This is a genomic window from Vibrio tasmaniensis, assembly GCF_024347635.1.
Classification (GTDB): domain Bacteria; phylum Pseudomonadota; class Gammaproteobacteria; order Enterobacterales; family Vibrionaceae; genus Vibrio; species Vibrio tasmaniensis.
The window spans coordinates 1,831,454-1,850,432 of sequence record NZ_AP025510.1 but is presented as its reverse complement, the minus strand read 5'-3'; the positions used below and the strand labels follow the sequence as shown (position 1 = coordinate 1,850,432).

The 18,979-nt window shown below is 44.6% G+C and carries 15 protein-coding genes; 10 read left to right on the top strand and 5 right to left on the bottom strand.

The features are described from left to right. Nucleotides 1–36: 36 nt before the first annotated feature. The 3 genes from OCV44_RS08345 to OCV44_RS08335 all read right to left on the bottom strand — a co-directional run bounded on the left by OCV44_RS08345 (nucleotide 37) and on the right by OCV44_RS08335 (nucleotide 3,681). A complete protein-coding gene (locus OCV44_RS08345; protein WP_009847036.1) occupies nucleotides 37–1,398 on the bottom strand; it encodes an L-serine ammonia-lyase in 1,362 nt (453 codons plus the stop codon). A 120-nt stretch (nucleotides 1,399–1,518) separates the two neighbouring features. Further along, nucleotides 1,519–2,772: an aromatic amino acid transport family protein gene (locus tag OCV44_RS08340; protein ID WP_139684867.1), complete on the bottom strand. Its 1,254-nt coding sequence runs from the start codon at nucleotides 2,770–2,772 to the stop codon at nucleotides 1,519–1,521. Nucleotides 2,773–3,081: 309 nt separating this feature from the next. Continuing rightward, a complete protein-coding gene (locus OCV44_RS08335; RefSeq protein WP_139684866.1) occupies nucleotides 3,082–3,681 on the bottom strand; it encodes a CoA pyrophosphatase in 600 nt (199 codons plus the stop codon). A 269-nt stretch (nucleotides 3,682–3,950) separates the two neighbouring features. On the opposite strand from OCV44_RS08335, the gene OCV44_RS08330 reads away from it, so the two are divergent. Next, nucleotides 3,951–4,493 (top strand): heme NO-binding domain-containing protein, encoded by a 543-nt coding sequence (locus OCV44_RS08330; RefSeq protein ID WP_139684865.1) that lies wholly within the window; start codon nucleotides 3,951–3,953, stop codon nucleotides 4,491–4,493. A gap of 1 nt (nucleotide 4,494) precedes the next feature. Further along, nucleotides 4,495–6,213 (top strand): ATP-binding protein, encoded by a 1,719-nt coding sequence (locus OCV44_RS08325; RefSeq protein WP_139684864.1) that lies wholly within the window; start codon nucleotides 4,495–4,497, stop codon nucleotides 6,211–6,213. Nucleotides 6,214–6,314: 101 nt separating this feature from the next. Here OCV44_RS08325 and pabB read toward each other — a convergent pair whose 3' ends face one another. After that, nucleotides 6,315–7,688 carry an aminodeoxychorismate synthase component I gene (gene pabB / locus OCV44_RS08320; protein WP_139684863.1) on the bottom strand — a complete coding sequence of 458 codons (1,374 nt, stop codon included), beginning with the start codon at nucleotides 7,686–7,688 and terminating at the stop codon, nucleotides 6,315–6,317. 253 nt (nucleotides 7,689–7,941) lie between these two features. On the opposite strand from pabB, the gene OCV44_RS08315 reads away from it, so the two are divergent. The 8 genes from OCV44_RS08315 (at nucleotide 7,942) to OCV44_RS08280 (ending at nucleotide 15,964) form a co-directional block, all read left to right on the top strand. Next, nucleotides 7,942–9,459, top strand: coding sequence for a fumarate hydratase (locus OCV44_RS08315; protein WP_009847029.1), 1,518 nt, complete (start codon nucleotides 7,942–7,944; stop codon nucleotides 9,457–9,459). Nucleotides 9,460–9,621: 162 nt separating this feature from the next. Beyond that, nucleotides 9,622–9,807 (top strand): hypothetical protein, encoded by a 186-nt coding sequence (locus OCV44_RS08310; RefSeq protein WP_004734731.1) that lies wholly within the window; start codon nucleotides 9,622–9,624, stop codon nucleotides 9,805–9,807. Nucleotides 9,808–10,018: 211 nt separating this feature from the next. Further along, entirely contained in the window at nucleotides 10,019–11,392 is a 1,374-nt protein-coding gene (locus OCV44_RS08305; protein ID WP_139684862.1) for a YcjX family GTP-binding protein, read from the top strand. A gap of 14 nt (nucleotides 11,393–11,406) precedes the next feature. Beyond that, nucleotides 11,407–12,459, top strand: a complete 1,053-nt coding sequence (locus OCV44_RS08300; protein ID WP_139684861.1) for a YcjF family protein — start codon at nucleotides 11,407–11,409, stop codon at nucleotides 12,457–12,459. A gap of 220 nt (nucleotides 12,460–12,679) precedes the next feature. Beyond that, on the top strand, nucleotides 12,680–14,224 hold the full coding sequence (gene tyrR / locus OCV44_RS08295) for a transcriptional regulator TyrR (RefSeq protein WP_139684860.1): 1,545 nt from the start codon (nucleotides 12,680–12,682) through the stop codon (nucleotides 14,222–14,224). Nucleotides 14,225–14,298: 74 nt separating this feature from the next. Further along, nucleotides 14,299–14,886: a ribosomal protein S5-alanine N-acetyltransferase gene (gene rimJ / locus OCV44_RS08290; RefSeq protein ID WP_139684859.1), complete on the top strand. Its 588-nt coding sequence runs from the start codon at nucleotides 14,299–14,301 to the stop codon at nucleotides 14,884–14,886. 120 nt (nucleotides 14,887–15,006) lie between these two features. After that, on the top strand, nucleotides 15,007–15,480 hold the full coding sequence (locus tag OCV44_RS08285) for a DUF2947 domain-containing protein (RefSeq protein WP_139684858.1): 474 nt from the start codon (nucleotides 15,007–15,009) through the stop codon (nucleotides 15,478–15,480). 268 nt (nucleotides 15,481–15,748) lie between these two features. Beyond that, nucleotides 15,749–15,964, top strand: coding sequence for a hypothetical protein (locus OCV44_RS08280; protein ID WP_139684857.1), 216 nt, complete (start codon nucleotides 15,749–15,751; stop codon nucleotides 15,962–15,964). Nucleotides 15,965–16,120: 156 nt separating this feature from the next. On the opposite strand, the gene OCV44_RS08275 is transcribed toward OCV44_RS08280, so the two are convergent. Further along, on the bottom strand, nucleotides 16,121–18,961 hold the full coding sequence (locus OCV44_RS08275; protein WP_139684856.1) for an Hsp70 family protein: 2,841 nt from the start codon (nucleotides 18,959–18,961) through the stop codon (nucleotides 16,121–16,123). Nucleotides 18,962–18,979 lie beyond the last annotated feature (18 nt).

Sequence of the window (18,979 nt, the reverse complement as noted above, 5' to 3'; positions counted from 1 at the left end):
ATTTGCTCGTTACCAAGCAAGCTGTGTTAGAGGTTATTAACAAACAACCTTAACAGCCAAACCACCTTGAGAAGTCTCACGGTATTTAGCGTTCATGTCTTTACCGGTTTCTAGCATAGTTTCGATAACTTTATCTAGAGAAACAGTAGGAGCAGAAGAACGACGAAGTGCCATACGAGTCGAGTTGATTGCTTTCACTGCAGCAATACCGTTGCGCTCGATACATGGTACTTGTACTTGTCCAGCAACTGGGTCACACGTTAGACCTAGGTTGTGCTCCATGCCGATTTCAGCAGCCATACATACTTGCTCTGGGCTACCACCCATAAGCTCAGCAAGACCAGCAGCAGCCATAGAACACGCCACACCAACTTCACCCTGACAGCCAACTTCAGCACCAGAGATAGAAGCGTTACGCTTGTAAAGACCACCGATCGCGCCAGAAGCTGCGAAGTAACGGATGTAGTCTTTCTCTGTTACTGTTTGAATGAACTTATCGTAGTAAGCCAATACAGCAGGGATGATGCCACATGCGCCGTTTGTTGGTGCTGTTACTACACGACCGCCAGCTGCATTCTCTTCGTTTACTGCGAAAGCAAACATGTTCACCCAGTCAACAACCGTCATTGGATCGTTAGTTGTTTTTTCTGACGTGATCAGTTGTTGGCGAAGTGCTGCTGCACGACGAGGTACACGCAGTGGACCAGGCAGGATACCTTCAGTATTCATACCGCGATCCATACACTCACGCATCGTTTTCCAGATGTTAGCGAAGTAAGTGCGAGACTCTTCGTCTGAGTGGAAAGCCGCTTGATTTTTCATAACCAGTGTACTGATAGAAAGACCACTTTCTTTACACTGATTAACCAGCTCTTCAGCTGTTGTGAATTCGTAAGGTGCTTTAATTGGGTTTTCTTCTTCTTTGCCGAAGTTCTCTTCGTCAACGATGAAACCGCCACCAATTGAGTAGTACGTTTTTGAGTATGCGACTTCGTCATCAACCCAAGCATGAATGCTCATGCCATTCTCGTGTAGAGAAAGGTTGCTCGTGTGGAAGTTCATTCCACCATCGCGTGGGAACGAAACAGTATGACAGTGCATACCAACAGGTAGACGTTCAGTTTCTTCTACTCGAGCAATGAAGCCTGCAATAGAATCGATATCAACACGCTCAGGAGTATTGCCAGCAAGACCCATGATGATTGCGATATCTGTGTGGTGACCTTTCCCTGTCAGTGATAGTGATCCATATACGTCCACGGTGATTTTAGTGATGTCGCGCAATTTTCCCATTGAACGTAGGTCATCAATAAATTCTTTACCCGCTTTCATTGGTCCAACTGTATGTGAGCTCGATGGACCAACACCGATTTTATAGATATCAAATACACTAATCATAGCGATTACCTCAAAAAGAGAGCCTCCCAAGGGGAGTAGGGAGGCTCATTTATTATCATTATATTTTTTGTCTAATCTCGCCATATAAGATGGGTGTCATCTTATAAAAAGGACTTGAGATTAAAGAGCGCCGTAGATTACAGAACTAATAGCCGCTAGACCACATAAAGCTGTAAAGATTTGCACAGGTGCTGAAGTTTTGTACTTAGCCATCGCTGGTACTTTCTGCATCGCGAATACAGGCATTAGGAATAGGATAGCTGCAATCATTGGAGCACCCATTGTTTCAATCATACCTAGGATGCTTGGGTTAACTACCGCAACAATCCAAGTTGTAACAACGATGAACGCTAGAGATGCTTTCTCAATCGTGCTGATTGAAGAACCAGAGCGAGACTTAATTAGACCAACAAGACCTTCATGAGCACCTAGGAAGTGACCGAAGTAGCTAGAAGTGATTGCTGCGAACGCTACAAGAGGACCCATGTAAGAGATAAGTGGAGACTCATGAACGTTAGCTAGGTAAGAAAGAACCGAGATGTTTTGAGATTGCGCTGTTGCTAATTGCTCTGGAGATAGAGAAAGTACCACAGAGAATACGAAGAACATTACAAAACCCATCAGCATCATTGCTGCGCCACCAGTGATCGCGTCAGTTTTCTTAACTGCGTCTTCACCGTATACACGACGTTGCTCTTTAGAGAACTGTGAAATGATTGGGCTGTGGTTGAAAGAGAACACGATGATTGGAATCGCAAGCCAGATAATAGAAGGCATTGCTGACCATTCTGGGCTTGTTTCCATCATTGAAGTGTTCCAATCAGGAACTAGGTAGAAAGACAGCGCTAGTAGTACGAATACTAGAGGGTAAACCATTGCTGAAGTTGCTTTAAGCATCAGCTCTTTACCGAATACAACACCTGCTGTCATAGCAAGGATAAGTGCACCAGAAAGAAGAGGACGAGGAATAGATTCCATGCCCATTTGGTTTACTAGGAAAGAGTCAACCGTGTTTGTGATACCAACACCGTAGATAAGAACGATTGGGTAGATAGCGAAAAAGTAAGCGAAAGTAATAAGGTTCGCGCCAGTCTTACCGAAGTGTTCTTCAACTGTGTCTGTAATATCTGCTTCAGGGTTCTTAGAAGACAGTACGAAACGAGCTAGAGATTTGTGTGCGAACCAAGTCATTGGTGCCGCGATTAAAGCTAGGATAACTAGTGGCCAAAAACCACCCGCACCAGCTTTGATTGGAAGGAATAGTACACCAGCACCAACTGCTGTACCGAATAGTGATAGACACCAGGTAAAATCTTTATAGTTAAACTTGCTTGTATCTGTAACGGCATTTGCCGAAGAAGTTGTTGTGTTCATGTTAAATTACTCATTTTTTGGGAACAGGAAATAAGTCGGGGCTAATTCTGCAGAATTTTCTTCTACAAAAAATAGATCTAAATCATGTAATGAAATGGCGTGTCACATGATATGCGAAAAATGGATTTTTGATCACGAAAATAGCGTGCCACAGGTGATTTATGTTTATGCTTGGCATTAGTTTTATTTATGCGAAAGGTGGTTCAGTACAGAATCATATCAGGGAAACGTTTGCGCAAAATTGGATTAATAAATTTGTTCCATGGAAAGGTCGTTATTTGTTAACAAGGATTAAACAAAACGTAGTTGCTATGTAATTTGTTGCACTACGTGTTGCTGCAGAGATTGGATGATTTGCGCTGTAACGCCCCAAATTAGGTGCTCTTGGAAGGGCATCGTAAAAACACGATGCTTGATTTGTTTAAAGTTAACAGTGTGGCTGTGTAACTTGGCTTGGTCCAAAATATAGGTGGCTGGCACCTCAAAAATAGAGGCAACTTCGTTCTCATCGATGATGGCTTTATAGTCAGAATCAACCATTACAACAATCGGTGTAACTAAAAATTTACTAATGGTACTTAAAGTGGGTAATTGCCCAACAATTTTAACTTGATTCGATCGAATTCCGACCTCTTCGTGGAGTTCTCTAAGTGCGGTGAATTGCATAGAAGGGTCAGAGAGTTCGTGTTTTCCTCCGGGAAAACTGATTTGGCCAGGGTGATGTTTAAGATGTGCTGCTCTTTTAGTAAAAATGACGTGTAAACCATCTTCTCGTTCCACTAAACCGACTACCACTGCCGCTTTACGCAATTGGTCGTCACTGATGTGCGAAACGCGCTCAATGGATTCTGGGTGATAGCCAACGGTAGAGTTGAGCTGGAATTGTTGAAGGAAGTTGTCTTTGTTCATATAAAGCCAATATATTGATTATTATGATTTTAAGTATAGACATAACCGTGTGTTGATTACTAATTTCTCATTTGTCGTCATATTCCTCCTTTAGTAGAGGGGATCACAGGACATAACAAGAGCCGGCTAGTCACGAATTTTCTTAAAATGCGCTAGTAAGCGTTACCCATGTCATAAATTGGGTGATGAAACATATATTTTCTGTTTAAGAATTTGATAACAATAACTTAGTGGACCATTCTAAAAAGAAATAGAAGAAAAGGTATGAGATGAAAGGAATCATATTCACCGAATTTTTAGAGCTTGTTGAAGACAAGTTTGGGTTAGAGCTTTTGGAAGAAGTTCTAGAAATGTCAGAAGATGAGGGGATCTACACATCAGTAGGCAGTTATGACCATCAAGATCTTGTTCGGTTGATTATCAATCTGAGCAAAAAAACTGATATTGATGCAGCGAGCTTACAACGTGTTTTTGGACAGTCTGTTTTTAAAAACTTGTTGGCGTCATTACCGAATAAAGCGAGCCTCGCCCACAGCAACACCACTTTTCAATTTATTCAGCACGTAGAGCGTTACATTCACGTGGAAGTGAAGAAGCTCTACCCAGATGCTGAGCCTCCAAAATTTAGCTTTATCACCACGACCGAAGCGCAACTTGTCTTTGACTATAAAAGCGCACGGTGCATGTCTCATGTTTGCTTGGGACTCATAGAAGGGTGTGCTGAGTACCACGGTGAATCAATTGGGGTAGAAATGACGCCACAAAATGATGATCAAAGTGTGGTTAGGTTTAATCTCAAAGTAGAAAAGTGATATGGATCTGGCATCTGCCCAAGAGAAAAAACTTAAACGTCAAATAGCAGCTCGGAAAGCGGCTGAAGCTTTGTTGGAGCAAAAGAGTCTCGAACTGTTTGAGGCCAACCAACAGCTAGAGCTTGCGCTACGCCAATTAGAAAAGCGTTCCAATGCGAATATTCGACGGATCGAATTCCAAGAACAGATCGACAACCTGTTGATTGATTTCGGACGCGCGTTTCTTAGGAATGATCTCGATGATATTATGTTGTCAGAGTTAACGACCAACGTGACCAACAGTTATTTGATTGAAGCGAGTCGCCTGATACTCCCGCCTAAACTGATCCCGCAGCTTCTCACAAATGACTACGGTGACGAAACTGTCGGTGAATTAGACCAAAATATTCAGGAGCCTCAATGGCGAGGCGATTTACTGACAGTACCTCTCGAAGTAGAGAAGGTGATAGTCGGTGCGTTAATAGTGAAGGTTAGGTTGCTAGACCAAGACTATGAATTTATCGAGAGTCAACTTTTGCTAGTGACGGATCTGATATGCAGCGCCTTAACCCATCAGCTTGCGATTAACCGAAATATTGAATCACGTAAGCGAGCAGAAGAGTCGGAAAGGGCAACACGCGATTTTGTAGCGATGATTAATCATGAATTAAGAACTCCACTCAACGGCTTATTGGGCAGTGCTGAATTGATCAGCGATACCGAACTGACTAGCTCTCAACGTGAAATAGTGAATAACCTAAGTCAATCTGGTGAGTTTCTTAGAACCATCATTAATGATTTATTGGATTACAGTAAAATCAACGCGGGTATGTTGGAGCTTATTCCGAAGAAATTTGCGCTACATGATTTGAAAAACACGATTGGCAGTATTTTTACCAATCGAGCGATTGAAAAGCAGCTTCAGTTTGATGTCAATATAGCCGATGGGGTACCCAGTCATTTCTACGGTGACTTAGAGCGCATCACTCAATTGTTTGTAAATTTAATCGGCAATGCAATTAAGTTCACAGATCAAGGGCGCGTGAGCGTTGAAATAAAATGGCTCAATGATCGATTCATTTTTTCTGTTGAGGACACTGGGGTCGGTATCGCAAAGTCTGCCCACAAAACCCTCTTTGAACCTTTTACGCAGGTCGACAACTCAAGTAGCCGAAACTATGAAGGTACCGGGCTTGGTTTGGCTATTTGTCGTAAGTTGGTTGCGTTGATGAGTGGCAACATTGGCGTGACCAGTGTTGTCGGTTCGGGTACTAGGTTTACCGTCTCGGTTCCTCTTCAAGTGGTCGATTCACTGACGGAGAGTGATAGCGTAGCTAAAGGCTTTGAGTCTGAGATTGACCTGTCATTGCTCAGAGTGCTGGTGGTCGATGATATTAAGATGAACCAAATCATCATCCAACAAATGCTACGTAAACACGAGATTGAACCTGTTATCGCAAGTAACGGTATAGAAGGGTTCGAGCTAGCCGCAGGCAATGATTACGATATTGTGTTCATGGATTGCAGAATGCCGGTCATGGACGGCTTTGAGGCGACGGAAAAGCTCAGAGAGAAAGGTTACGTAAAATCTATTGTGGCACTGACCGCTGGTACGACATTAGAAGAGCGGGAACGGTGCATCCAGTGTGGTATGGATGACATTCTTAGTAAGCCTTACACTGCCAACGACCTGACAGAAATGCTTAAAAAGTGGGGAGCTTCTGCGGCGAATGTGGCATAAGCAACGCTAACAGAAAGAGAAATAATATACTCAGACTCAGAGACCCAAAAAAACCGAAGAGATCTTATGCTCCTTCGGTTTCTTTTATATCGAGCTTTTACCTAGCACTCTTCAAGCACTGGAAGGATGCGACTCAGCTTATCCAATGTTTCTTGATATTCAGAGGCACAATCACTATCAAACACCACACCACCACCAGCCCAAGCATAAAGCCTGTTGTTCTCAGCCACTAATGTACGAATGGTAATGCTGGTGTCCATTCTGCCATTTCGACTGATGTAGCCGATACTGCCGCAATACGCTGAGCGTCGATGAGGCTCTAACTCTTCTATGATCTGCATGGCGCGAACTTTTGGTGCACCCGTAATCGACCCCCCAGGAAAGCAAGCCCTTAATAGGTCATGTGCTGAATATTCAACATCAAGGTCTGCCCGTATCGTGCTCACTAAGTGGTGCACGGCAGGGAAACTCTCTATATCGAATAGCTTTGGTACATGAACGGTTCCCGGCTTAGCGACTCTGCCTATGTCATTGCGCAGTAGGTCAACGATCATCAGGTTTTCGGCCTGATCTTTCTCAGCAGTCAACAGATCTTGAGCATTGGCGTCATCAATCATCGGATCTTCAGAACGAGGGCGCGTACCTTTGATCGGTTTTGTTTCAATGGTGCCACTATTGAGTTCTAAAAAACGCTCAGGTGAGACACTGAGAATAGTGCAGTTTGCTAAACGGATAAAACCAGAGAATGGAGCCGAGTTGTACTGCTCAAGTTTTTCATACGCGAGCCACTCACTGCCTTGGTATTGGGCATTGAATCGCTGAGCTAAGTTTATCTGATAGCAGTCGCCCGACAACAAGTATTCTTGAACGCTGTTGAACTTGTCAGAATAGCTCTGTTCGCTCATGTTCGATTGCCAAGGTGTCGTAAGGTGGAACTGTTCGGCTTGCGGTTTGTCTTGCTGCTCTGATAACCAATTCCAATGCGTCTCGATATTTTGTCCAACGACGCATGCCATCTTAAGCTTGTGATCAACCACTATGGCCCATTCATACAAGCCAACCGCCATGTCTGGCGCTTCAATGTCACGTTCAGCAAGTGAAGGAAGCGCCTCGACTCTGCGACCTAAATCGTAGCTAAAGTAGCCTAAGGCACCGCCAACAAATGGCAACTCAGGGTAGTCTTTGGTAGCGGGCAGTAATTGCTGCTGATATTGGTCGAGTAGTTCGAAAGGATCGGAGTCTGAAACAGCGCACGTCTCATTAACATTAACGGTCGTTTTTGCACCGATTGTCTCGAAGGTGGCGATGGGTTGAGCAACTAAAATGTCGTATCGACTATCAACGTGGCTTTCTGAGGCAGAGCGTAATAGCATTGCCCACGGCACGCTTTCAATATGAGAAAACAGCTGTTTAGCTAAAGTTGATTGATATTCAAGCGGCTTGATTTGGATAGAGCGAAATTCGTTGTTATTCATTTGTTTAATTTGTGACAAAGAGTTCGATCACTGCATGGCGTGTGAGAGGAAGCAAGAGTATCATAAATTGAAAATAAAATGGGTTCTTGATTAGAACGGAGTAATCCAAGTGGTTTAGTTTACAGCTATGCAAGCGATTGCTAAAGCAACTAAATACAGCTCAACATAATAAAAAGCTAAGCCAACTAGCCCGGTTTAACAAAACAGTCAAACCAAGACCCCACATGGAACCAGAACAATAAAGAGGCATGCAATGACGGTTATTCGTAAGCAAGATGTGATCAGCAGTGTCGCTGACGCACTTCAGTACATTTCTTATTATCACCCTTTAGACTTTGTCCAAGCCCTAGAAAAAGCGTACGAGAAAGAAGAGAGCCAAGCAGCGAAAGATGCTATTGCTCAGATTCTTATCAACTCACGCATGTCTGCGGAAGGCCATCGTCCAATTTGTCAGGATACGGGTATTGTTACTTGTTTCGTGAACATCGGTATGGATGTTAGGTGGGAAACGGATCAAACAGTACAACAGATGGTTGATGAAGGCGTTCGTCAAGCTTACAACAATCCAGATAACCCATTGCGTGCATCTGTCCTAATGGACCCTGCAGGTAAGCGTATTAATACCAAAGACAACACACCAGCGGTTGTTCACATTAATATGGTTCCAGGCAACAAAGTTGAAATTCAAATCGCGGCAAAAGGCGGCGGTTCTGAGAACAAAACCAAGATGGTAATGCTTAACCCTTCTGATGATATTGCAGAGTGGGTAGAGAAGACGCTGCCAACAATGGGCGCGGGCTGGTGTCCACCGGGCATGCTAGGCATAGGTATTGGCGGCACGGCTGAGAAAGCTGCAGTTCTAGCGAAAGAATCTCTGATGGAGCACATCGATATTCAAGAGCTTATCGACAAAGGCCCAGAGAACGCAGAAGAAGAGCTTCGTTTAGATATCTTCAACCGTGTAAACAAGCTTGGTATTGGTGCGCAAGGTCTTGGCGGTCTAACGACTGTGGTTGACGTGAAAATCAAAACAGCACCAACGCACGCCGCCTCTAAGCCTGTTTGCTTGATCCCGAACTGTGCAGCAACGCGTCACGTACATTTCACATTAGACGGCAGCGGCCCTGCAGAGCTAACGCCACCTAAGCTAGAAGAGTGGCCAGACATTACTTGGGAAGCCGGCGCCAATACACGCCGTGTTAACCTTGATGAAATTACCAAAGAAGACGTTCAAGAGTGGAAGACTGGCGAGACGGTTCTTCTATCAGGTAAGATCTTAACCGGTCGTGATGCAGCGCATAAGCGTATTCAAGGCATGCTTGAAAGTGGTGAAGGTTTACCTGAAGGCGTCGACCTGAAAGGTAAGTTTATTTACTACGTAGGGCCTGTTGATGCTGTGGGTGATGAAGCGGTAGGTCCTGCTGGCCCTACAACGTCTACTCGTATGGATAAGTTCACCGACATGATGCTAGAAGAAACCGGCATTATGGGTATGATCGGTAAAGCTGAACGTGGTCCTGCAACGGTTGAATCAATCAAACAGCATAAATCGGTTTACCTGATGGCGGTTGGCGGTGCAGCTTATTTGGTGGCTAAAGCCATTAAAAAAGCACGTGTGGTTGCGTTTGAAGATCTCGGTATGGAAGCGATCTATGAGTTTGAAGTTGAAGACATGCCTGTAACGGTAGCGGTTGACTCAAACGGCGTGAACGCACACCAGATCGGCCCTGACACGTGGAAAGTGAAAATTGCTGAAGCTGAAAAAGCGTAGTTCACCGAAGTCAAAAGTCGTAACAGGCACTAACTTCAGTGTTTGAATTGCAATTTTTGACAGAAAGTTAAAGACAAAGTGCAGCATTATCTGCACTTTTGTCATATTATCAATGATATAGTGATAAACACATAGTTTGATATAAGAACATAGGAGAGAGGAATGCCTCGTTTTATTCAGATCCTACAGATTATCTTGGCAGTGGTGATTGGTGCTTTTGTTGGCTACGACCTGATCTTGAAAGGGATTAGTATCTTTGATAATAAATACGTGACGATTACTTGTGCGCTTTGGTTAATTGCAGAGATTGCACTGTTTGTTATCTACAAGTTGATTGAAGACGATTAAGAGTCGGATATCGCAGACAAATTCTGAAGCCCCTGATTATGAACGTAGTCAGGGGCTTTTATTCATCTAGCATTAAGAATGTGTATTGCATACTTATCAACATAAGCTCAAGCAAAAGCAAAAGCATACAAACTATCCCAATAGGGAAAGAACATAGGCTTAGCTCTTTATTATCTTAACCAGTTAGCCTAACTATCACGGAGTCGTTCAAATGAAACACCTAACTCAAGAAATGAGTGACTTTATCAGCAGAGGAACGGACTCTCACATTCGAGTAGCGGTCACGGGACTTTCTCGTGCGGGTAAGACAGCATTCATTACTTCGCTGGTTAATCAGCTTCTTCATACGTCTACCCACAAAAATTTACCTCTACTTGCATCAGCGAGAGACGGAAGAATTATTGGCGCTAAGCGCATACCTCAACACAACATGATGATCCCACGTTTCTCTTATGATGAAGCGATGGAATCTTTGAATGCGCAGCCACCAGAATGGCCAGTGCCGACACGCGATGTCAGTGAGATTCGTCTAGCCATCAAATATAAGCCTGCGAAGGGCGCGAAAAAGCTACTGAGTAAAAACAGCACCCTTTATCTCGATATTGTTGATTATCCGGGAGAGTGGCTACTTGATTTACCTTTGCTGGATATGGACTTCGACACTTGGAGCCAGTCTCAATTCGCGGCGCTAAAAGGCGAACGAGAAGCCTATTCGCAACAGTGGAACGTAATGCTTGGTGACGTTGACTTGTTAGCCGAAGCCGATGAAAAGAAACTGGTCGCGGTTGCCGATAGCTACACCCAATACCTTCATACTTGTAAGAACAACGGACTGCATTGGGTACAACCGGGTCGATTCGTATTGCCGGGTGAGCTTGAAGGTGCGCCTGTTCTGCAATTTTTCCCCTGCATCGCACCTGAGGGCAAGTTCTCTAAAACGAGTAACTATGCGGTTTTAAAAGCGCGTTATGAAGAGTATCAACAAAAGGTCGTGAAAGCGTTCTACAAGAATCACTTCGCGACGTTCGACAGACAAATCGTACTGGTCGATTGCTTACAGCCGCTCAATGCGGGCTATGACTCTTTCATGGATATGCGTGGCGCATTAGAGCAGCTATTAAAGAGCTTTAAGTATGGTCGAAGCAATATGCTAAGACGCTTGTTTGCGCCGAAGATTGACAAGATCTTGTTTGCTGCCACTAAGGCTGATCACGTGACACCGGATCAACATCCGAACTTGGTATCGCTGTTACAGCAGATGGTACACCCTGCTTGGCAACAGGCGGCGTTTGAACACATCGACATGAGTTGCATGAGCATCGCGTCTATTCAAGCGACCAGTGCGGGTTATATCTCATCGGGTTCAAACAATGTTCCTGCATTGCAAGGTGTCACATTGGATAACGTACCACAAACTATGTATCCGGGTGAGGTGCCACGTAAACTGCCCAATAAACAGTATTGGGAAACCAACCAATTTGATTTCACGAGCTTTAGGCCGTTGGAGCAGCATTCTGACGAGCCTTGTCAGCATCTAAGAGTCGACAAGGTTTTAGAGTATCTCATTGGCGACAATTTGAAGTAATTGAGGCAATCAAAATGAGTGAATTAAAAACAAAACAGATCTTTGATGAACCGATGAAGACCTCGTTCGATGAGCCTGATGATAATGAAGTTACCCCAGATTTGGGTGCTCAAAAGCTATTTGCGGAACAAGAAAAGTTTGTACCCGTTGCACCACGAGTGGAAACCGACCTTGATGGTGACGCTGAGCAGCAACTGGAACAAGTGATTCGACCGAGCAAAAAGAAGAAGTGGTTTGGAACTGGCTTAGTTATCGCTTTCTCCGGTTTAGTGGGCTGGCAAGCGATTGACTCTGTCATTACTGCTGTTCAATCCGCTGACTGGCTAGCTTTAGGTTGGGCAGGTTTTATTGCAGCTATTGCTTCATTGGGTTTAGGCGCAATAGGTAAAGAGCTATGGAAGCTGCGTTCATTGAAAGATCATTTCAGCGTTCAAGAGCAGAGTGAAGAGCTATTGCAAAGCCAAAGTGTCGGCAAGGGTAAAGCGTTCTGTGAAAACATTGCCAAGCAGGGCGGTATTATCGCTGAGTCTCCTTCGTACGATAAGTGGCGAAACAGCATTAACCCGGCACACAGCGATGCCGAAGTGTTGGATATGTATGATGCACTCGTTGTCGCCCAGCAAGACAAAGTGGCGACTCAAATTGTCACTAAGTTTTCCACGGAGTCCGCAGCTTTGGTTGCGGTAAGCCCATTGGCTGCTGCTGATATGTTGCTGGTGGCATGGCGTAATTTCACAATGATAGACAAGCTTGCTGATGTGTATGGCATTGAGCTTGGCTACTGGTCACGCATTAAGTTGTTCAAATTGGTGTTAATCAACATGGCAGCCGCCGGTGCCAGTGAGTTGGCGATTGATGCAAGCATGGACTTAGTCTCGATGGATCTTGCTGGCAAAGTCTCAGCTCGGGCAGGGCAAGGGCTGGGTGTTGGTATCCTCACCGCGCGACTGGGCTTAAAAGCCATGACATTGTTGCGCCCTATGCCTTGGCATAACGAGCGAAAAGTAAAACTATCAGACCTTCGCAAAGCCGTCCTTTCTGAAATAAAGCGCATTACCCTCAAATAAAGAGAGTTGCTTATCAATTAAAGTGAGTGTCTTGTCAATTGAGGTGGGTTTCTTATCAATAGAGGTTTAAAGATAAAACGAATTTCGTTTCAATAAATTGTAGGAAATTGAGTGATTTGCGAGCGAAGAGTAAACATATGTTTACTCTTCTTCTTGACTGAACTCAGAGCTTAATCCACACTACTGTCAACTTATCCTGACACCTATAATAGGACTATTTGTGCGTCTTGAAGTATTGTGTGAAGACAGACTCGGCTTAACGCGTGAGTTGCTCGATATCTTGGCCTCAAAAAGCATTGATTTAAGAGGAATCGAAATTGATGTTAAAGGTATTATTTACCTAAATTGCCCGGATATTAATTTTGATGCTTTTAGTGAACTTATGGCTGAGATTCGCCGAATTTTAGGTGTGAGGGATGTACGTAAAATCCAATTTATGCCGAGTGAAAGGCATAATACTGAGCTAATTGCTCTGCTCGCAAACCTCCCTGATCCTGTGATCGCGATGGACCTTAAAGGTTCAGTCGACATGGCGAACCACGCAGCACTGAACCTCTTTAATAAGCAAGAAGACGAAGTCATTGGCGAACCGTTAGCAACGTTCGTTCCTAGCTTCAATTTTGCTCGTTGGATTGAAGGCGATGTAACGCGTCATCGCGAAGTCGTGGTGCTAGATGGCCTAGATTTCTCTATTGAAATCCTGCCTATTTATCTTGGTGGTGATGTCAACGAAGCAGTACTGGCCAGCGCAGTAATGACGATTCGTTCTTGTAACCAAGAGATGAACTCGCCAGATGCGATCCCAGAACAGAACAACCTAGGCTTTGAACATTTTGTCGGTGTCTCTAACCGTCACAAAGCCTTGATCAGCCAAGCTAAGAAATTGGCTATGTTGGATCAACCTCTTCTGATTGAAGGCGATACGGGTACAGGTAAAGAGATGCTGGCAAAAGCGTGTCATAACCGCTCGAATCGATCGTCTTTCCCATTCTTGATTCTAAGCTGTGCATCGATGCCTGATGACGTAGCTGAAACGGAATTATTTGGACATGCTCCGGGTTCATTCAACCATGAACAAGGTCATAAAGGCATTTTCGAACAAGCCAATGGCGGCACGGTATTTTTAGATGAGATTGGCGAAATGAGCCCGCATCTGCAAATAAAATTGCTGCGTTTCCTTCAAGATGGTTCATTCCGACGTGTTGGCGAAGAAGAAGAGATGCACGCCGATGTTCGTATTATCGCTTCAACACGCCATCGCTTATCTGAATTAGCCGATTCAGGTTCGTTCCGTGAAGACTTGTTCTATCGTCTAAATGTTTTGACTCTATCGATTCCGGCCTTGCGAGAACGTTCTAATGACGTTGCCCCTTTATTGGAATTGTTTGTTGCGAAATACGCACAACAGCTAGGAATGTTAAAACCAAAACTAACTCAAGAACTAATCGACCAATTAGGTAACTACCAATGGCCGGGCAATATTCGTCAGTTAGACAATATGGTACTTCGCGCCTTGACTGAGCTAGATTCTGATACGTTAACCGTTGAGCAATTTCATTTACCACAACTTGATACTATGACTGCTGGAATGGCAAACTTAAGCTTAGACGGCTCGCTTGACGAGATCATGAAAGACTATGAATCTCAGATTCTAGAGAAGCTTTATCAGTCATTCCCATCAAGCCGTAAGTTAGCAAAACGTTTAAATGTTTCTCACACCTCAATAGCGAACAAACTTCGCGATTATGGTATTAGAAAGAGCTGATGCTATTAGACTGCTAAATTCGGTAAGAGTGAGGCAGTGACGTAACAACGAGACAAAAGAATAAGAACAAGACTATGGAAGATTCGAGTACGCCTGAACGTATTTATAAGCGTGATGGAAACCTGATTTTACGAACGGCTGAGATCTATGATGCATGCATGATCAGTGAGTACTTTCAGGTTAACAGAGAGTACCTTAAGCCTTGGGAACCGACTCGAGAAGATGCTTTCTTTGACAGAGCAGATTGGGTGCAGCGGTTGATGAAGTTAAACGAACTTCATAAATTGGGGCTCGGTTATTACTGTTTACTGATTGATGCTGATTCTAACGAAATGTTAGGTACGATATCGTTCAGCAATTTGTCTCGTTTTCCGTTCTACGCATGTAATGTAGGTTACTCTTTAAGTGAAAGCGCACAGGGTCATGGTTACATGCGAAGAGGCTTGAGCATGGCAAAAGACTACATGTTTGATGTGCAGAACATGCACCGCTTAATGGCGGGCTACATGCCTCACAACGAACGTAGTGCGGGTGTATTAGAGCATCTTAGTTTTGTTCAAGAAGGCTTTGCCAAAGATTACCTACAGATTAACGGTAAATGGGAAGATCACGTGTTAACGGCACTGGTAAACCCAAACTGGCAAGATAAACGCTCGCTATGAGCGTGAAAAAATGAATTTAGATCCAGCGGAGAACATAAACAAAATGAAGTCATCGCTGCATCGAAAGAACATATAGGCATGGTAAATCCATAAGCCTGAGAAGATATTTGAGGAAATTTGATGTCATATACAACTTTGGACGAATACCAAAGAAAATGGATTTTCACTCATCAGTCAATGCCACTGCCGGCTGAGGATTTGGAAAAGATTAAGCCAATGACACAGGCGAGAGCATCACAGTTTTGGAAAGAGAACGTGAGCCCTCAAAGCCCAGATGCAGAAAGACTCAGTTCGCAAGACTGGCCAAGCAAAGCATCTAACTGGAATGAGGAGATCAGCTGGATGGCACATTGGGAAGCCGATGAGCCTGAAATGCCAGAAGAAATCCTTAACTTCATTGATTGGCAAGATGACGTAACTGTTTATTTTTGTTATGAAAAATATAACATTCTAGAAACTAAGTGGTCAGTTTTTAAGAAACACTGGAAAAACTTTTTGTTCTACGATGATGGCCCTATCTTACTAGGTCGCCGTCGTTCAGAAGCACTTTGGTTTGCGACAAATGGGACGGTGAAAATCGGTAACCGTGCTTAAGTTCTGTGTGATTTAATCGAGCCAGTGTTGGCGATCCGATCAACAGATAGATAGACAAAAAGCGAGCATTGAGCTCGCTTTTTTTGTACTTAAAGATCGTCGAAGATCGGTGTGAAACACACACCACGTGAAGTTGTTTCCTGATGCGGGTTTCCACTAGCCCAGACCTGGTATTTTTCGAAAGTGAGATCGCTATCTCATTGGGTTAGTTGAAGTTTTATGGGTATGAGCTATCTTTATATTACTGCCTTAGTGGAGGTGAAGTATTATGATTTGGGATACTCTCGAACGTGTAAATAAACTTCGCAAGGAAGCAATGGAGGATCCAGAGTTTTTGGATTCAGCAAAAATGCATGAGGCGTGGCTTTTAAGCGAAACTCATAATCAATCGAACAAGGGAGCTAAAGAGAAGAAACCGAAAAAGCTATCTGATATTTATGAAAATACGGATTTTCCTATCAACCCAACAGGAACGAAACATTAACAATGATGAACTGCAATACGGCTAAGGCTCTTAACCAAGAAGCGATAAGTCGACTAAACATACCAGCCTTAAGCCACCAGTAAAAAAGCCACTTTCAACGAATCGAAAGTGGCTTTTTCTTTACTAGTTAGTGCTCCAATCTAATGAATCCAGAAACTAGTTATTAATCAGGCTTAACCCGCTTGGTAATGCATCGCCAAACACGCGCTTAGACTCGCTCTCAGAAAGCTCGGTAACTTCACTCACTAGTGTTAGCCATGAATCAGGTACCTTGCTTTGCTTTAATTTTTCAAGAACTTGAGCACGGTAGTCATCAGAGATATCGAACTGTCGGTCGCCCGTCTTACGACAAATCATCACAGCCGCGAAGGCAATCATCTGCTCTTTCTGCCAATTCTGGTCAAGCAGCTTTGGTAACCACTGTTCTGCTTGCTCTCTTGGAATGACGCTGTGTTGGCTTCCGTATAACGGTGTACGAGACGCTAAGCGACCCAGAGCCCACCAGTGAGCCTGTTCAAACTGATTATGGTTAATCGCTTTGCTTAAGAACCAAGTCGCCAATAGAACCTTGTCTTCCACTTCGAGTTGCTCAAGTGACGCCGCTAAGCGAACCATGGCTTCATAACCATTGTCTTGCGCATCTTTGGCTGTCTTAGGGTTTTTCATTGCCCCCGGATGAAGGTACTTAGCGATGTCAGCCAAGATGGTCTCTTGCTGCTCTTGATTCAGGCCACCAGCAACACGACGCCAGAACACCCACCAATCTGTCCAACCTTGATGGTTTTGGAATTGGATGTTTTGTTGGTAGAGCCCCCAGATTTGCTCAATACGCCATGAGTCTGTCGGGTCACCAAAGCCAGGTCGCAGCGAATAACCCGCCAGACGTAGCCAGTTCTTCTCGTGTGCTTCAGAGCGACGACGGCGTTTACGGCCTAATGAGAAGGTATCAAACAGATGGCGAAGGGTCGTGAAGTCCCATTCATCGCGTTTACCGAGTCGCTTTTCAAGATCTTTGGCTAGCGTTTTGATCTCTTTAGATTCAGCACTTTTCTTGTTGCCGCTGTAAAGACGAGAAATTAATTCCTTACATTCATCCAGCCTTGGATGAAGTTTAGAGTTATCGGACTCATCGCCTTGCTTGTTTCTGACTTCAAACTCGAGCAACCAACGTTTTGAGTCATCTTCCGTACTCACACACTCCATTTTCAGTGTGCCGACTTCGGTTAACTGACAAGCAAGCAATACTTCAACACGCTCTTTTTGGTTGGCTTGAAGCTCTGCAGTACCTGAACCTTCCAGTGTAGAAATATACGGTGGAAGAGGGGAGAACAAGTCGGCGTCCACATTGACCATCACACCATTTTGAATTGCGGTGTCATGAGCAATTTGATCGTGTGTTGAAGTCAGAAGATTAAATCGTACAGGTTCTCCCAAAGTCAGTGAGAAACGACGGCTGTTCAAGCGTATCTCTTGGCCTTCTTCGGTTCCTTTGGCAAGCAGACAAAGCGCTTTACCCATCTTGTTCTTCTCTTGCAGATGCAAGAAGTAAGAACGGGCAGCACCACCACCAATTTTCAGTTGTGCACCACGGCGTGCTTTACCAAAAGCTACTGCACCAAGGGCTACAGACCAGTCAGGGTGAGGGTTATCTAAGACGGTTATTGGTGCGCCGTTCCAATTGCCCAATAGCTGAGTAATACGTTCAGTGACAAGCTCACTGTTGAACACACCACCGTTGAGTAGCACACCGACAGGTATCGCTGGTTTTGTCTCATCAAATTCGATTGTGCCAGATTTCTCTAGTGCCGCTTTTGATACTTGCTGGTGTGTCGCTAAGAATTCGGCAACGTGCTTACTTACCGCTGGATCTGCTGCGTAGGGTAGGCCGAACTCAACCACCGCGCTACGGCGCTTGTCTGGCACTTCAGCAAACTCAGAAAGTGGGAAGAAACCTTCCAGAGCAATCTGATGAACTTCTTGTTTGGTTAAACCAATACTCTTGGTACCGCCAAGCAGTTTTGAACCGCTGCCCAGCATGGTGATCTTCACATCGTCTGGCGCATTAGCAGAAAGCAGGCTCTCTTTTGCGGCGCGAGTCTGTTGAATAAGCTTGGTTAAGCTTGAGGCATTCAGCTTTTTGTTTTGATTGAAGCGTTGCTCTGCAAGGTGAGCAAGGGCTAAATCGAGGTTATCACCCCCGAGCATCAAGTGCTCACCAACGCCTATACGGTCGAGTGCGAGTTCTTGGTCATCGCTATTGCTTGAGTTGAAGCTTGCTTCGATCAAACTTAAATCGGTGGTACCACCGCCGACATCACACACTAGAATCAGCGGGATCTGTTGAAGTTCGTCTGCTGCGGTTTGTTGGTGACGTGCATACCAGTCATAACAAACGGCTTGCGGCTCTTCGAGTAACAGAATCATACCTAAACCCGCCAGTTCTGCCGCTTCGAGGGTTAACTTGCGTGCTGTCTCATCGAATGAAGCAGGAACAGTTACCACAACGTCTTGGTCTTCAAGCTTATTGCTTGGGTTGCGGTAGTTCCATGCTTGACGGATGTGGTTCAGGTAGCTTGCACTCGCAACAACCGGCGATACTTTATCGACATCAGCTGCGCCTGCCCAAGGCAGAATGTCGGAGTTACGATCAACCGCTTGGTGAGATAACCAGCTCTTAGCACTGGATACTTGGCGGCCTTCAACTTTTGCGCCCAGTTCGCGAGCCCATTCTCCGACGATAACGTTCTTAATATCGCCTTCTACGGGGCTTGGTTCCCACGGCATTGTCAGGTCAGAAGGGGAGATTTGACCTTGTGCTGGGTGGTAACGAAAGGATGGAAGTAGCGGTTTACGAACCACTTCACCGGGGCCGATGAGTTGGTCAATATCGAAAAGAGAAACGGGAGCATGTTGTAGGTCGTCGTTGATTTCACAGTAGGCAACCACAGTGTTGGTTGTGCCTAAGTCAATGCCGACTAAAAAACGAGGAGATGCCATACAAAACCTTATTCTGCC

What these genes read in the sequence shown, in the direction of transcription:
- OCV44_RS08345 (WP_009847036.1), bottom strand. Translation starts at nt 1,398, where the DNA reads ATGATTAGTGTATTTGATATCTATAAAATCGGTGTTGGTCCATCGAGC.
- OCV44_RS08340 (WP_139684867.1), bottom strand. Translation starts at nt 2,772, where the DNA reads ATGAACACAACAACTTCTTCGGCAAATGCCGTTACAGATACAAGCAAG.
- OCV44_RS08335 (WP_139684866.1), bottom strand. Translation starts at nt 3,681, where the DNA reads ATGAACAAAGACAACTTCCTTCAACAATTCCAGCTCAACTCTACCGTT.
- OCV44_RS08330 (WP_139684865.1), top strand. Translation starts at nt 3,951, where the DNA reads ATGAAAGGAATCATATTCACCGAATTTTTAGAGCTTGTTGAAGACAAG.
- OCV44_RS08325 (WP_139684864.1), top strand. Translation starts at nt 4,495, where the DNA reads ATGGATCTGGCATCTGCCCAAGAGAAAAAACTTAAACGTCAAATAGCA.
- pabB (WP_139684863.1), bottom strand. Translation starts at nt 7,688, where the DNA reads ATGAATAACAACGAATTTCGCTCTATCCAAATCAAGCCGCTTGAATAT.
- OCV44_RS08315 (WP_009847029.1), top strand. Translation starts at nt 7,942, where the DNA reads ATGACGGTTATTCGTAAGCAAGATGTGATCAGCAGTGTCGCTGACGCA.
- OCV44_RS08310 (WP_004734731.1), top strand. Translation starts at nt 9,622, where the DNA reads ATGCCTCGTTTTATTCAGATCCTACAGATTATCTTGGCAGTGGTGATT.
- OCV44_RS08305 (WP_139684862.1), top strand. Translation starts at nt 10,019, where the DNA reads ATGAAACACCTAACTCAAGAAATGAGTGACTTTATCAGCAGAGGAACG.
- OCV44_RS08300 (WP_139684861.1), top strand. Translation starts at nt 11,407, where the DNA reads ATGAGTGAATTAAAAACAAAACAGATCTTTGATGAACCGATGAAGACC.
- rimJ (WP_139684859.1), top strand. Translation starts at nt 14,299, where the DNA reads ATGGAAGATTCGAGTACGCCTGAACGTATTTATAAGCGTGATGGAAAC.
- OCV44_RS08285 (WP_139684858.1), top strand. Translation starts at nt 15,007, where the DNA reads ATGTCATATACAACTTTGGACGAATACCAAAGAAAATGGATTTTCACT.
- OCV44_RS08280 (WP_139684857.1), top strand. Translation starts at nt 15,749, where the DNA reads ATGATTTGGGATACTCTCGAACGTGTAAATAAACTTCGCAAGGAAGCA.
- OCV44_RS08275 (WP_139684856.1), bottom strand. Translation starts at nt 18,961, where the DNA reads ATGGCATCTCCTCGTTTTTTAGTCGGCATTGACTTAGGCACAACCAAC.